The sequence below is a fragment of the Natrinema versiforme JCM 10478 genome (assembly GCF_000337195.1).
Classification (GTDB): Archaea; Halobacteriota; Halobacteria; order Halobacteriales; family Natrialbaceae; genus Natrinema; species Natrinema versiforme.
In genome coordinates, this window is sequence record NZ_AOID01000005.1 from 126937 (window position 1) to 140619 (window position 13683).

The 13683-nt window shown below is 64.4% G+C and carries 12 protein-coding genes and 1 pseudogene; 8 read left to right on the plus strand and 5 right to left on the minus strand.

What is annotated here, in order from left to right:
* Nucleotides 1-33 precede the first annotated feature (33 nt).
* Complete coding sequence (locus tag C489_RS01490; RefSeq protein ID WP_049890488.1) at nucleotides 34-366, minus strand: DUF7113 family protein; 333 nt, start codon at nucleotides 364-366, stop codon at nucleotides 34-36.
* A 436-nt stretch (nucleotides 367-802) separates the two neighbouring features.
* On the opposite strand from C489_RS01490, the gene C489_RS01495 reads away from it, so the two are divergent.
* The 3 genes from C489_RS01495 (at nucleotide 803) to C489_RS01505 (ending at nucleotide 4320) form a co-directional block, all read left to right on the plus strand.
* A complete protein-coding gene (locus C489_RS01495) occupies nucleotides 803-1429 on the plus strand; it encodes a DUF7344 domain-containing protein (RefSeq protein ID WP_006429339.1) in 627 nt (208 codons plus the stop codon).
* Between the two features lie 141 nt (nucleotides 1430-1570).
* Nucleotides 1571-2359, plus strand: a complete 789-nt coding sequence (locus C489_RS01500; protein WP_006429340.1) for a cohesin domain-containing protein — start codon at nucleotides 1571-1573, stop codon at nucleotides 2357-2359.
* A gap of 56 nt (nucleotides 2360-2415) precedes the next feature.
* Nucleotides 2416-4320 (plus strand): ATP-binding protein, encoded by a 1905-nt coding sequence (locus tag C489_RS01505; RefSeq protein WP_006429341.1) that lies wholly within the window; start codon nucleotides 2416-2418, stop codon nucleotides 4318-4320.
* Nucleotides 4321-4421: 101 nt separating this feature from the next.
* Here C489_RS01505 and C489_RS01510 read toward each other — a convergent pair whose 3' ends face one another.
* Complete coding sequence (locus tag C489_RS01510) at nucleotides 4422-5516, minus strand: PAS domain-containing sensor histidine kinase (protein ID WP_006429342.1); 1095 nt, start codon at nucleotides 5514-5516, stop codon at nucleotides 4422-4424.
* 420 nt (nucleotides 5517-5936) lie between these two features.
* On the opposite strand from C489_RS01510, the pseudogene C489_RS01515 reads away from it, so the two are divergent.
* Nucleotides 5937-7245: pseudogene (locus C489_RS01515) on the plus strand (RNA-guided endonuclease InsQ/TnpB family protein).
* A gap of 81 nt (nucleotides 7246-7326) precedes the next feature.
* Here C489_RS01515 and C489_RS01520 read toward each other — a convergent pair.
* Nucleotides 7327-8085 (minus strand): SDR family NAD(P)-dependent oxidoreductase, encoded by a 759-nt coding sequence (locus tag C489_RS01520; protein WP_006429344.1) that lies wholly within the window; start codon nucleotides 8083-8085, stop codon nucleotides 7327-7329.
* Between the two features lie 182 nt (nucleotides 8086-8267).
* On the opposite strand from C489_RS01520, the gene C489_RS01525 reads away from it, so the two are divergent.
* Nucleotides 8268-8696 carry a hypothetical protein gene (locus C489_RS01525; RefSeq protein WP_006429345.1) on the plus strand — a complete coding sequence of 143 codons (429 nt, stop codon included), beginning with the start codon at nucleotides 8268-8270 and terminating at the stop codon, nucleotides 8694-8696.
* 103 nt (nucleotides 8697-8799) lie between these two features.
* Here the strand turns inward: C489_RS01525 and C489_RS01530 are convergent, their stop codons facing one another.
* Nucleotides 8800-9417: an alpha/beta hydrolase gene (locus C489_RS01530; RefSeq protein ID WP_006429346.1), complete on the minus strand. Its 618-nt coding sequence runs from the start codon at nucleotides 9415-9417 to the stop codon at nucleotides 8800-8802.
* A gap of 26 nt (nucleotides 9418-9443) precedes the next feature.
* Nucleotides 9444-11087 carry a M23 family metallopeptidase gene (locus C489_RS01535; protein ID WP_006429347.1) on the minus strand — a complete coding sequence of 548 codons (1644 nt, stop codon included), beginning with the start codon at nucleotides 11085-11087 and terminating at the stop codon, nucleotides 9444-9446.
* Between the two features lie 127 nt (nucleotides 11088-11214).
* Between C489_RS01535 and C489_RS01540 the strand changes: the two genes are divergently transcribed.
* The 3 genes from C489_RS01540 to C489_RS01550 all read left to right on the plus strand — a co-directional run bounded on the left by C489_RS01540 (nucleotide 11215) and on the right by C489_RS01550 (nucleotide 13649).
* Nucleotides 11215-12102 carry a winged helix-turn-helix domain-containing protein gene (locus C489_RS01540; RefSeq protein WP_006429348.1) on the plus strand — a complete coding sequence of 296 codons (888 nt, stop codon included), beginning with the start codon at nucleotides 11215-11217 and terminating at the stop codon, nucleotides 12100-12102.
* 103 nt (nucleotides 12103-12205) lie between these two features.
* Nucleotides 12206-13042, plus strand: a complete 837-nt coding sequence (locus C489_RS01545) for a PspA/IM30 family protein (protein WP_006429349.1) — start codon at nucleotides 12206-12208, stop codon at nucleotides 13040-13042.
* 259 nt (nucleotides 13043-13301) lie between these two features.
* On the plus strand, nucleotides 13302-13649 hold the full coding sequence (locus tag C489_RS01550) for a hypothetical protein (protein WP_006429350.1): 348 nt from the start codon (nucleotides 13302-13304) through the stop codon (nucleotides 13647-13649).
* Nucleotides 13650-13683: the final 34 nt, after the last annotated feature.

Here is a 13683-nt window from a genome sequence, read left to right on the forward strand (position 1 = left end):
GGCAGGAAAGAACCACAGAGTTCGCTGTCCGTACTAGCCGTCGTTCTTTTCGACCTCGAGGTCGACGTCGTCCGGATCGACGCCGATCCGGGCGAACTGCGTTCGGACGTGTTCTTTGGCTCCCTCGAGGGCCTGCTCGCGGGTGTCAAAGCCCCGCGGCATGGGCGACTCGAAGGCGAGGTTGACCTCGCGGCCGTCGACCAGTTGGGTCGAGCCGCCGCTGTCGACCTCGTAGAACTCGTCGCAGACCCAGACGTACGCGGCGTCTTCGTCGGGTGCACCGCGGAACGAGGGGGCCCGTTCACCCCGTTCGTACAGCGTCCCGGTGAGTTCCGTCCCGCCCGCGCGACCGCGTACCATAAGCATAACGCTATCTAGGGTTCGCGGACGCAAAAACCTCGTGGCATCGCCCGATGCGTGCGAAACCGTGCCGATCCGGGGTCGGTCATCCGCGGGGGATCCCCGCCGACTCACGGTCGGGCGCGGCGGTTACTCGCCGGACGACCACCGATATCTGGTAACTACCGGCGATTTGGAAAGGCCATTGCCATCATTTGGCCAGCTCTCGTGAGAGTAATCGGGGAGTACGAGACGGCAGCACTGACGATCAGCGCAGATACTCACTCGAGACGGGATGAGAGTCGCGGCTCCTGATACACATGTTTCCAGGCAGAATTACCGCTATACCCCGGTATCAGGCGTGTCATCCGGTTACGACGAGATTACGGGAGTAACGAACGAATTTTCGGCCCAAATCGTTTTGGAAACGACCTTATCCCCGTTGCAGGGGTTGGTGTGAGTAATGAGTTCGGACGCTCACCTCGGCGGCGACATGCCCGACCCACTCGCGACCGTTCCCACAGAGTGTTACGAGATACTCCGCCACCCGCGACGGCTTCGGCTGCTCGAAGTACTCGGCTGTCAGCAGACCAGGCTCCCGCTGTCGGAGCTGACGACGGCGCTGCTCGACCGAACGTCGACGACCGACGCCGACGGACAGGCACGCCACGAGCTGCGGATCAGCCTCGTCCACAACCACCTCCCCCGGCTCGAGGCATACGACATCGTCGACTGGGACGACGACGGCGTCGCGCTCGTCGACGAACCGCCGGTCCACCCCGCCGACATCTCGATCCTCCTCGATCTCTGTGACAGCGAGAACGCCGAGATGCTGCTCGAGACGCTCGTCGAGCCCGTTCGAATGCGACTCCTCTCGCTGCTCGAGGCCGACGACGGTCCGGTCTCGCTCGAGCGTCTCGCCGCCGCGCTCAGCGCCCCCAACGGCGGGCCATTCGACGACGCCGAGCGCGCGAAGATCGCGCTGCATCACTCGCACCTGCCCGCGATGGCGGACCTCGGCGTCGTCAGCTACGACCCCGAGTCGAAGCAGGTCACGCGATACGAGCAGGTCGCCTCGATCGTCCAATAGCCGCTCGGGGTCCGGCCGACCGCCTCGTCGACCGAGTCTCGTTTGTCCGACCCGCCGTCCGTCCATCACTCGCGCCCGCATCGGCTTCTCTTTTGACCCGCGATCGCCAAACTGTAAGTTCGTACCGACCTACGGGCAAACGTGTCGCGAACTGACGACCTACCCGACGGCGACCACCGGGTCGACGGGCTCGGACCCGACAGCGATCGCGTCGTCGCCTGCCTGCTCGCCGTCGTCCTCGCCCTCTCGCTTGCGATTCCGGTCGTCGCGGGGACGGCCGCCGCGATCGATCAGGTCGCGATCCTCTCGCCCGAGCAGACACAGGTCGAGGCCGCGCCCGGCGAGACGCTCGAGATCGATGTCGCGCTCCGGAGTCAGGGCGGCCACGGCGGCGAGGGCGTCCCTGCCGTGGAACTGGTGGCCCAGTATCACCCCGACCACCTCGCGGTCACCGATATCGAGCGCGGACCGTGGCTCGAGGGCGGGGAGACCGAGATCAACACGACGGAAATGGTCGCTCGCGAGCAGGGAACGACGATCCTTGAGCAGCGCCGCGAGCCCGCCGCCGGCGGCACGACCGGGAGGGGAACGATCGCGACCCTGACGGTTAGCGTCGCCGAGGACGCCGAGGCCGGGACGACACCGATCTCGTTCGGCGAGAGTACCGTCGAACTCACCGGGGACTACCCCTCGGCCGTCATGGACGAGCCCGTAACGGTCGCGATCGACGGCGGCAACGAGTCCCTCGAGGCGTTCGACCACCCCGATCCCGACGAGATCGACCGCGAGGCTGCGGCCTCGAGCGAGGACGGGACGGCCGACACAGACGGTGACGAACCGGTTTCGGGGTTCACGCTCGAGATTGCTCTCCTCGCCGTTGTACTCGCCGTGGCTCGGTTTGCGGCCGGTCGTGACGGTCGCCGCTCCTAGCCAGTCCCGACGGGTGGAGGGAAACGTGTTTGAGGAACGGGCCGGATTGGGGTGATATGACCGATCTGGGAGACTTCGGCGAATTCGACGCCGACGCCGATACCGGCGACGGCGCTGACGCCGAGACAGCGGACACGTCGCCGTCGAATTCGGACGCCGAACGGGCGGCGAGCGCGAGTTCGACGACCGACGAGGAACGCGACGAGTTCGAACCGACGCCCGTCGAACCCAGCGGCGATGACGTCGGTATCGGGACGATCTGCGTCTCGCAGGGCCTGCGCGTCGCCGAAGACGGGGACGAGACCGCGCTCCGGGCCTACGTTACCCGCGGCAATCGCTCCTCGATCCGCATCGGGAGCTATCTGCTCGCGCCCTACCCCGACGGCGAGACGCTCTTTTGCCGGATCACCGGCCTCGAGTACGCCCAGCAGTACCACGCCGACGACGCGACGGAGATCCACGCCCGCCGGGCGATGCGGACCGACGAGATCGACGAGTCCGATTACAAGTTCGTCGCCGAACTCGAGCCGGTTGCGATTCTCTATGAGGACAGCGCGGAGCCACGCTCCGCGGACGACTCGAGCGGGCGGAGCCCGCGAGACGACGGCGAGTTGAAACGGCGGATGACCGACCGCGTGCCGAAACCCCAGACGGTGATCCGGCAGGCCGACGACACCGAGGAGATCAAGACCGGGCTGAAGATGCCGGAAGACGGCGTCTTCCTCGGCCACCTCTCGGTCGGCGGCGAGAAAGTGCGGACGGCGGCCACCCCGCCGACGATCGATTACCGACTGAAAGACGACTACGACGCGGGCGATCCGCTCGTCTTCCGGCACTCCCTGATCGCCGGCGGGACGGGCTCGGGGAAGACCCACGGCGCGAAGAACATCCTGCGCCAGTACTTAGACGAGGAGCGGACGTATCCGATGGACGACGGTCGCGAGGTCCGCCCCGCAGTCATCCAGTTCGATCCCCAAGACGAGTACGCCCAGATGCACGACGACAACCCCGACCTGGACGACGAGTTCGCGCGCCGCCTCGAGCGCGAGGGGATCGCCTACGGCGGTCACGAGGACACGACCGCCTTCGTCCCGAAAGTCGGGTCGGCGTCGTACGCCGCGGGCCACCACCGCGCGGAGCAAGTCGAGTTCACGATTCCGTTCTCGATGGTCTACGACAACCCGTGGCTGGTCGCGGGCAGCGGGTTAAACGACAACCAGTACGGCGCGCTCACGAGCGTCCTCCTGCCACGGTTCCGAAAGCAGTACAGTGACGCCGGCACCTACGAGGAGTTCACGACGTTCCTCGACGACCCCGCGCTGCGCGAGGAACTCGACGAGTCCGGCCGGGTCCACGAGGCGACCTTCGACGCGGTCCGGCGGCGCGTGCTCGGCTTCGGCCACGTCTTCGATCAGGACGCCCGGCCGATCACCGACCTCGTCCACGAGTTCGTCCGCCCCGGCGGGCTGACCGTGGTGCCGACCTATCACATCAACGATAGCCGGGCGACCGAGGCCATCGTCCTCGCGGTCTCCTCGCTGATTATCGATCAGAAGCTCTCGAACGACCCGGCCTACGACCGGATCAAGGAGACCCCGCTCGTGCTCGGGATGGACGAGGCCCACAACTTCCTGACCGACGCGGACTCCGTGCAGGCGGGGAAAGTCATCAACAAGTTCACCGAAGCCGCCAAACAGGGCCGGAAAGAGCGGCTCGGCCTCTTCCTTATCACGCAGGACCCACAGGACATCCACGACGCCGTCTTCAAGCAGATCAACACGACCGTCGTGCTCAACCTCGGCGACGAGGACGCGATCAAGAGCGTGAACATCCCCAGCAACCTCGAGTCGAAAGTCCCCTACATGGAGAAAGGTCAGATGGTCGTCTACTCGCCCGACAACTCGGAGCCCGTCGAACTCATCGGGCTGCCGAAGTGTCTGACTCGTCACGGGCGGGACTGAGCGCCTCTCGGCGATCGGAACCTCGAGTCATGCTGACACGAGCACAGATTCGGCGTGCGCTGCTCTCGTTCGGAGCAGCGCGTGACTGATCGAGACGATTGTCACTCAGTACGACCGCGTGCCGCGGGTATCGTAAACGAGAACGTCGCTCCGTCTCCCGAATCGGGCGTGATCCAGATATCACCGTCGTGCCGTTCGACGATGCGTTTACAGAGCGCGAGCCCGATCCCGGTTCCGGCGTACTCCTCGTAGCTGTGAAGTCGCTGGAACATCTCGAAAACGCGGTCCGTGTCCGCCGAGTCGATGCCGATCCCCTCGTCGCTGACCGAAATGATCCACTCCTCTTCCTCGAGCGTCGCGGAAATCCGTACCCGCGCCGCCTGCTCGCCGCTGTATTCGATCGCGTTGGCCAACAGATTCTGAAAGACGTGCCGGAGCTGGCTGGCGTCGCCCCTGACGGTCGGCAACGGTTCGCTGGTGATTTCGGCGTCGGCGTTCTCGATCCGCATCTCGAGGTCGAGTAGTACGTCCTCGAGCACTGCCTCGAGATCGACCGAATCGGCGGGGTCGTCCTGTGTCTCGACCCGCGAGTACTTGAGTAGTCCCTCGATCATCTCGCGCATCCGCTCGGCACCGTCGACGGCGAACTCGATGAACTCGCCTGCGTCCTCGTCGAGTTCGTCCCCGTACTGGCTTTCGAGCAGTTGCAGATAGCGCGTCACCATCCGTAACGGCTCCCGAAGGTCGTGAGAAACCGCGTAGGCGAACTGCTTGAAGTGCTCGTTTGATGTCTCCAGCCGTTGCTGGTACTCGTGGCGCTCGGTGATATCGAAATGTGCGACGGCGACGTATCGCCGATCGCCGTCGGTGAACGATGCCGCCCGCATGAGGAACCAGCGTTGCTCGTTCGGAGAGTGACACGGATATTCGAATTCGAAGTGGTCCCGGTCGCCCGCGAGAACCTCGGATAACCCAACGGCGGCAGTCTGTCCGGTTTCCGACTCCGCTTGGTTGGTGATCTCGAGATAGTTGGTTCCGATCAGATCCGACCGACGATCGACACCGTTCGATTCGCCGAACTCCTGCCATGCCTGGTTCGTATGCAGTATCGTGCCGTCATCACCGAGGATGGCGACGTTGATCGGGAGCGTATCGAGTGCCGTCGGAACGAGCGCCGCAAGCTCCTGAGCGTTCATACCTGCTCCATATCGCCAGAATTGTCTTCGATACGGACGCTGTCGTTTGCGACTGCAGGATTCGTTCGGGGGGTGCGGTCTGACATGGTGAGTTGCTTGAGTGTCGGTTCTGTGGTATTCCTGTGGCCGCTCCACGCCCATTCCGCCTATCGCCTTCCTCGCTACGGGGAGGCGACAGGGAAAAGATCTCTATCTAAACAGACGGAACCACATGCGTATAAGATGCGCATTCACCCAGATGATCAAACAACCCCGCCCAACCTACTCTCACAGCGCGACCACAGCCGGTTCAACTGATGCGGTAGCGCGGAGTCCCCTTCCTCAAGGAACGAGCGAAGCGAGTGAGTAGGGAGGGGAGGAGCGCGTTTGTATAGGGCACAAACACCATTTTATAAGTAGCCACCTGTCTACATTAAATATGTGGCAGACGACTACGTGCGTCGGACGGCAATCACCCGCCTCTCGGTAGACGGTGAGCAACGCGAGTTGCTTGAGGAAACTATCTCCGAGTGGAAGCGTGGTTGCCAACTCGCCACGGACATGGCGTGGGGCAACTGTAACACAAAAAGCGACGTACAGCCCCTCGCCTACGACGACGTGCGCGAACACACCGATCTCGGTAGTCAGCACGCGATTCTCGCCACCCACCAAGCCGCACAAGCCATCACTGGCTGTATCGAGCGCCGGTCTAACGGCAGGAAAGTCAGCAAGCCCACGTTCACCGCACCCACGGTGAAGTACGACACTCGGACCATGTCGCTGTTCGATGACGGCACAGTGTCTCTCTCCACCACGAAGAGTCGTGTCCGGTGTGAACTTGCTCTGCCCGACGCCGACGATGGCTACCAACGGCAGTACCTCGACTCGGACACGTGGAGCGTCACGGAAAGTACGCTCACCGTCCGTGACGGCGACTACTTCTTGCATATCGGCTTCCGCCGACCCAAGAACGACACCGAGCGGAACACCGTTGAGGACGGAACGGTCCTCGGGGTTGACCTCGGTATCGAAAACCTCGCTGTCACAAGCACTGCCAACTTCTTCAGCGGGCGAGAGGTAACACACGACCTCCGCGATTTTGAGAAGGTACGCGCCGGACTCCACCAGACCGGGACGCGAAGCGCCCATCGGACACTCGAACAGTCGAGTGGCCGTGAGCTTCGATACATCCGCGACGTACTCCACCACGCGTCCAACGCGATTGTGGATGAAGCACTCCGATACGAGTGCGACGTGATAGCGTTCGAGGACTTAACCCATATCCGCGACCGGACGGGAGCGTCGTGGGGTCACAAGTGGGCGTTCCGAACGCTGTACGAACAGGTGGAGTATAAGGCCGAAGCGGACGGTATCTCGGTGAAGCAAGTGGGTTCGGCGGACACATCGAAGCGGTGCGCCGAGTGCGGATTTACGGCTGACGAGAATCGCCCGACTCGTACTGAGTTCCGATGTGTGAAGTGCGAGTCGGAAGCGAACGCAGACTACAACGCAGCGAAGAACATCGGGATGCGGTATGTCCGTCGGGGCCAACAGTCGTCTCGGCGGACGGGCAACAGTCAGCTTGCCCTGAAGTCTGGGGTTGTGACGTCCTCAGGTTTCGTAGAAACCTGATGGGCTGCACGAGAGCTCGCTCTCGTGAACGCCGAGTGGCGGATTCACCGCTCACCCGGAAGGGTTTGATGCCGAGTCCACGGACAAGCCCCACCCTCAAAGCGCCGACGGCGCTTAGGGTGGGGTAGTTGACTCGCAGTCGAATCGATCAAAATCGCTGGCAGAATTGGGTTCGTTCCTGCGAGGCTGGCAGCCGACGTTACTGTGCGAGGTAGCCTCCCTCGACGGGCAGCGTAACCCCGGTCACGCGCGAGGAAAGGTCGGAGCCCAGGAAGAGCACCGCGTTCGCGATCTCCTCGGGATCGGCGAGGCCCGGCATCGGCTCGGTGTTTAAGAACTGCTCTTCCATCTCGGGGTGGTCCTCGATGCTCCGTTCGATCATCTCGGTGCGGACGATCCCCGGCGCGATCGCGTTCGCGCGGATATCGTCATCGGCGTATTCGATCGCCGCGTACTTCGTGAGCTGGCTCACGGCCGCCTTCGCGGCCCCGTAGCCGCTATACTGGGGGACCGCGACTTCGCCGCCGATCGAGGAGGCGCTGATGATCGACCCGCCGCCGTCCTCGAGCATCGCTTGGATCCCGTATTTCAGGCCGTACCAGACGCCTTTCAGGTTCACCTCGATGACTTGCTCGAAGGCATCGTTCTCGTACTCGTCGAGGCGGGCGACCGGGCCCTCGATGGCCGCGTTGTTGTACAGCACGTCTAGCCCGCCGTACTCGTCGACGGCGGTTTCGATCATCGCTTGGGCGTCGTCGGGACTAGAGATGTCCGTCTCGACGAACGTCGCTTCGCCGCCGGCATCGACGATCGATTCGACGGCCGCCTGTCCCCCGTCGGTGTCGATGTCGGCGACGACGACGGACGCACCGTTGTCGGCGAACGTCTTCGCTGTCTGCCGTCCGATTCCCGACCCCGCACCGGTGACGACGGCGACCTTCTCTTCGAGTAGATTCATGAGTAGATCGTTCCGCTGCCCGTTTGATATGCCTGTTGGACGACGAGTTAATAGACCGGAAAACGGTATCTCGGTCCACCCGCGATGATAGTCGCTGTCTGATACCGATGAGCAGCCTCACGATAGCGAGAGACGCATGTCCGCCCGATGGTACACGACGAAGCCGACGTACTCACTATCGAATGGGACACGGAGCTCGAGGCGGTCGTGATGAACCGGCGCGATTTCGGACGGGCGAAACGTACCGTAAGGGGCTGAACACCGGCCTCGATCTGGCGATCCAGAAGGGGGCGACCAACTGGCTCGCGGACTTGCGGGATCTCGGGACCCTCTCGCAGGACGACCAACAGTGGACTCAGGAGGTGTGGCACCCGCGAGCGTTCGAGAGTTCGCTCTCGTACATGGCGATCGTCCAGCCCGAGAGCGTCGTCACGAACCTCTCGGTCGACGATCTCGTCCAAGAGGTCGGATCGAACGTCACGTCGCACATGTTCGATAACAGATCGGACGCCGAGGACTGGCTCCGCGAGCAACAGCAGGAGTTCCAGTGGGACCTCCAGACACAGCGATCCGACGGCGAGAAACGGCGCGGCCGTGACCGAAGCCAGTAAGCGGATCGTCACAACGTTGCTGTCCGAGCAGCGGAGTCTGTCACCGACCGTGTCCAGCGATTCGTGAACCGATCGACGAGCAGCGACCGCACGCGCGGCCACCTCACGTCGACTCGCACAGCGTCCGTTCGAAAAACGAGCCGACCGTCGTCCCGATCTCGTCGTGTTTCCCGAGGAAGAAGTGATCGCTCGCCAGCGCGGTGATCTCGTCGCCGCGCTCTCTCGCGCGGTCGACGACGGGTTCCCAGTCGACGGTCGTGTCCCGCTCGCCGTACAGCAGGTGGAACGGGGACTCGAGTCGGGACAGCGCCTCGAGCGCGTCGAGGTCGTCTGCCAGTCGGGCCGTCGGGGCGAGGACGGCGACGGCGTCGGGGTCGGTCTCCGCCGCGGCGAGCAGCGCGAGCGACGCGCCGAAGCTGTAGCCGAAGATGCCGACTCGGCGGTCGTCGCCCGCGGCGTACTCGTCGCGGGCCCACCGAACGGCGTTGCGAACGTCCGCTCGCTCACCGCACCCCTCGTCCCACGGGCCGTAATCGAAGCGGAGACAGGCGATCCCCGACTCGCAGAGTACCTCCGAGACCGCGACGAGGCGGGGATCGCTCCGCGAACCGCCCTGCTGGGGATGGGGCGGACATGCGACGACGATCGCGTCGGGTTCGCCGGCCGGTTCCTCGAGCGTCCCGCGAACGTCGCGGCCACCGGGAATCAGGACATCGCTCATAGACAACCGTTGTGAAGCGGCGGTAATCAATCCCCGTCGCCCTCGAGCGCGGCGTGGCCGACTCGACCCGTCTCAGGGGAGACTGCCGGGTCGGGAAACGCCTCGCGCAAGCGGAGCCGATCGTATTCCCCGAGGAGGGCGTAGCCGACGAACCCGACCGCGAACGCGAGCGCGCCCAGATTCTGGACTCCAACGCCGAGACTCGAGCCGAGTCCGCCGTCCCAGACAGCGGCCGCGACAAGTCCGAGACCGACGATGATACCGAGGCCGCCGGGCCGGCGTCGGTAGCGGTCCCCTCCGATCACGACTCGAGCCCGCCAGCCCGCGGCGAGTGCGGCTCCGCCGATCAGCAGGGGCGCGACGGCGGACGTGGCGACGACGATCGGCGCGAAAAACGCGACGACACCGCCGACACACGTCCCGAACGCGACGCGGGACAGCGTGGCGAGTCCGGCACTGTCGCCGCTCGAGGATCCGGCTCGGTCCGCGTCGCGTTCGGCCGGCTGCTCGTCCCTGTCAGTCCGATTCGGCTCCGAGTCCCCGTCCAATCGATCGACGTGGGTGACGCGTTGGCCGGCGGAGAGGAACGACCGGGTTTCGTTTCTGTTCTCGCCCCCGTCCTCGAGCGATTTGTCGGTAGGATCACTATCGGCGTGCTCGTTGCCGTCTCCGTCGTCCGCGCCGGGGCGGGGATCAGCGATCGACGGGCTGGCACCGGGCCACTCGGCGTTGATGTCGTCGAAGGCGATCGGGAGCCCCGCCGCGATCTCGAAGCGGGGGTGATCCTGCAACTGGAAGTGGAGGTGCGGTTCCGAGGAGTTCCCGGAGTGGCCACAGCGGCCGATCTCCTGCCCGCGGCGCACCCGTTCTCCGGGCGCGACCGACGTGCTGCCGGGGACGAGATGGGCCAGACAACTGTACTCGTCGGGCGTGTGTTGGAGCACGACGTAGCACCCGCGGATGTCCCGCTTTAGTGGGTGGGAGAGACCGCCGCCGCGGGGGGATTCGAAATCGCTGTCGAAGACGTCGATGACGACGCCGTCGGCGGGGGCCAGAATCGGTTCGTCGTAGCAGTAGTAGCCGTCCACGGCCGATCCGGACTCCTCGGGGGCGGTTCGGCCCGCGTCGTCGGTGATCACGAAGTCGTAAGCGTACCGTTGGGTCGCCGGGAACCACGAGTGAGAGAAATCGCGGTCGTAGCTCCCGTTGACGACGGTCCACGTGCCGTCGAACGGGAGGCGGTACGAGGCCTGCTGGTCGTAGGTCTCGGCGTCGGGGAACGTCCCGCGGTGGCGGACGAACGCGACGGCGGTCCCGAGCCACTGCGAGAGATCCTGTGCCAGCAGGAGCGGATTGACGAACGTCAACGGCATCGTTAGAATCCACGCCGCGAACGTCTGCCAACTCCCCATCTCGATCCAGTCGATCGGACCTTCGCTCTCCTCGTCGGCCCCGCGTCGCAACGCCAGATCCACCAGTGGCGAGACGAACGGCCAGAGGAAAAAGAGGAAGAAGAGTTCGAAAACCTCGAGGACGGCCAGCGAGTCGAAGACGTAGCTGGGGACGGCGAGCAGCCCCAACAGCGCGAGGTACATCGGCTCGAACGACCGGAGGCGGCCGCGAAGCCGCGAAGCGAGCGTGGTCGGGAGGGAACGCGTCCGTTCGCTCATCGAGACAATGATCGTGCCAGCACCACGTAATCGCTTTGTGAACTGCAATTCACGTTCAGAGTTAACATACAACACACAGGTTCGTACGTCCGGAACGATCAATGTGATGTCGGACCAACGCTGAGGCATGACGCCGGACGACGAGTCGGAGACCGCGGTTCGGGACGCCTTCTCCCTGTTCGATCACGAGATTCGCCTCGAGATCCTGCTGGCCCTGCTCGAGGACTGGCGCGCCGTCTACACCGAGCCGCGGTCGTACGCGGAGCTGATGGACGCGGTCGGCATGCGCGACAGCGGGAAGTTCAACTACCACCTCGACAAGCTTCGCGGCGTCTACGTGCGGGAGGTCGAGGACGGCTACGTGCCGACGGCGGCGGTGACGGCGCTGTACCGGGCCGTCCTGGCACATCGGCCGACCGACCGCCTCGCGCTCGACCGGACGACGATCGACTCGACCTGTCCGCGCTGTGAGGGGGCGGCGGTCCTGCGGTACGAACGGGGGTTCGTCACGGTCGAGTGTTCCGCGTGCGAGGAGTGGCCCGGCTTTACCTACCCGTTCCCGAAAAACGGGATCGAGGGGCGAGATCCCGACGCCGTCGTGCGGGCGACCGCTCGTCGCGCGAGATACCACGCCGGACTCGCCCGGACGGGCCAATGTCCGTTCTGTGCGGGCCAGACGGCCGTCGATGTCCACCTCGAGAGCGATGCGGACGGGTGGGGCGACGAAGACGGCGAATCCGAGGACGTGGTGGTCGAAATCGCCTGTGAGACCTGTACGTTTCTCGTCGGCATGGGGCCACTCCCGCCGCTGCTGTTCGACGGCCGCGTCGCCGGCGCGTTCGCCGATATTGGTGTCGACCTCGAGCGTGCCGACTGGGAACTCCCCGCACCGACCGCGCGGGTCGACGCTCGGGACCCGCTGCGGCTCGCGCTCTCGGTCGCCGGCGACGCAGGGACGGCCACGATCGTCGTCGACGACTCGCTGACCGTTCGCTCGGTCGATATCGAGCGCTAGTCACGGCTTGGCCGACGCCGGGCAGGAACTCCGCGGAACGTCGTCTCGCAGTGGATATTTCTGAGGTGACATTTTTAAGGCCGAGGAGCAATACGTTGCGAGTATGGGCATCCTCTCTCGGACTTCCTACGTCATCCGGTCGAAGCTCAACTCGGTGCTCAACCGGGCCGAGGACCCGACCGAAACGCTGGACTACTCCTACGAGCAGATGCGGGACCAACTCCAGCAGGTCAAACGCGGCATCGCCGATCTCACCACGCAGAAAAAGCGCCTCGAGATGCAGAAACGCCGGCTCGAGGACAACGTCGAGAAACACAACGATCAGGCCCGAACCGCGGTCCAGCAAGACCGCGAGGATCTGGCGCGACGCGCCCTCGAGAAGAAGAAGACGAAGATGAACCAGATCGAGGATCTCGAGCGCCAGATCTCGGAGCTGCAGAACCAGCAGGATCGGCTGATCGAGCAGAAAAACGAACTCCAGAGCCGCATCGAGGAGTTCCGTACCAAAAAGGAGACGATGAAGGCCCGCCACGAGGCCGCCAAAGCCAGTTCCACGGTCTCGGAGGCCATGACGGCCACCGGCGAGGAGTTCGAAGACGTCGGTCGCGCCATCGAACGCGCCGAGGAACAGACCGAGGACATGGAGGCCCGCGCCGCCGCGATGGACGAACTCCACGAGTCGGGCGCGTTCGACGACGTCCTCTCGGACAAGGACAACATCGACCGCGAACTCGAGCAGCTAGAGACCGACAGCGGCGTCGAAGCCGAACTCGAGACGCTCAAGTCCGACGTGGGCGGGGGCAACGCGGAACCGGAAGCGGAGTCCGAGTCCGAAGCCGCGGCCGATGTCGACGAGGAGGAACTTACGGACCTCGAGGGCAACGATCAGGAAGACGTCGAGGCCGAACTCGCGGAGCTACAGGACGAAGAGAACGCATAGATATCGGGTGCTGACAGCGTCGGCACAGGAGTCCGTTTTCGGAGCGCGGATTCGGATTTTCACCGCTGAGTGACTTCCCGAACGGCGTGGTGGAGAAGCCGGATTTTTCGTTCGCCGTGAGACGACGTGAGCCGCCGCAGTCGAACGACAACCGGGACGGCTGTGAGTCCGCATATTTTTGTCAGCGTGAAATTATTTCCCGCTTCCAGTGCTGTGAGGCAGAGAAACGATTACCATCGTCTATGAATATATCTGTACTATGAGCGACGAGTCACCGTTCGAATCCGTTTCGCTGACCGCACAGGTCGTCTTGCTCGGTGTCGCCGAGCTCGCCCGCGAGGACGAGACGCCGGTCCAGACCCACGACCTCCGACGACACTGCAAGCAACAGCTCTCCGCCGTCGACACGGAGGTGGTCGGCACGATCACCGAAGCGGATGTCATCCGGTCGCTCTACCAACTCGAGGACGAGGGGCTCGTCGACGAGGTCGAGCCAACCGAAACGTCGCCGACGGGGAAGGGCCGGCCCGCGTACGCACTCGCCGTGACCGCCGACGCGGTCTACGACGGCGTCGACGACGAACTTCTGGACGGGACCGGCGACTGAGTCGCGTCGCGGCGGACGGGGCTCGCGCCGGGTG

What these genes read in the sequence shown, in the direction of transcription:
- C489_RS01490 (WP_049890488.1), bottom strand. Translation starts at nt 366, where the DNA reads ATGCTTATGGTACGCGGTCGCGCGGGCGGGACGGAACTCACCGGGACG.
- C489_RS01495 (WP_006429339.1), top strand. Translation starts at nt 803, where the DNA reads ATGAGTTCGGACGCTCACCTCGGCGGCGACATGCCCGACCCACTCGCG.
- C489_RS01505 (WP_006429341.1), top strand. Translation starts at nt 2,416, where the DNA reads ATGACCGATCTGGGAGACTTCGGCGAATTCGACGCCGACGCCGATACC.
- C489_RS01510 (WP_006429342.1), bottom strand. Translation starts at nt 5,516, where the DNA reads ATGAACGCTCAGGAGCTTGCGGCGCTCGTTCCGACGGCACTCGATACG.
- C489_RS01520 (WP_006429344.1), bottom strand. Translation starts at nt 8,085, where the DNA reads ATGAATCTACTCGAAGAGAAGGTCGCCGTCGTCACCGGTGCGGGGTCG.
- C489_RS01525 (WP_006429345.1), top strand. Translation starts at nt 8,268, where the DNA reads ATGGGACACGGAGCTCGAGGCGGTCGTGATGAACCGGCGCGATTTCGG.
- C489_RS01530 (WP_006429346.1), bottom strand. Translation starts at nt 9,417, where the DNA reads ATGAGCGATGTCCTGATTCCCGGTGGCCGCGACGTTCGCGGGACGCTC.
- C489_RS01535 (WP_006429347.1), bottom strand. Translation starts at nt 11,087, where the DNA reads ATGAGCGAACGGACGCGTTCCCTCCCGACCACGCTCGCTTCGCGGCTT.
- C489_RS01540 (WP_006429348.1), top strand. Translation starts at nt 11,215, where the DNA reads ATGACGCCGGACGACGAGTCGGAGACCGCGGTTCGGGACGCCTTCTCC.
- C489_RS01545 (WP_006429349.1), top strand. Translation starts at nt 12,206, where the DNA reads ATGGGCATCCTCTCTCGGACTTCCTACGTCATCCGGTCGAAGCTCAAC.
- C489_RS01550 (WP_006429350.1), top strand. Translation starts at nt 13,302, where the DNA reads ATGAGCGACGAGTCACCGTTCGAATCCGTTTCGCTGACCGCACAGGTC.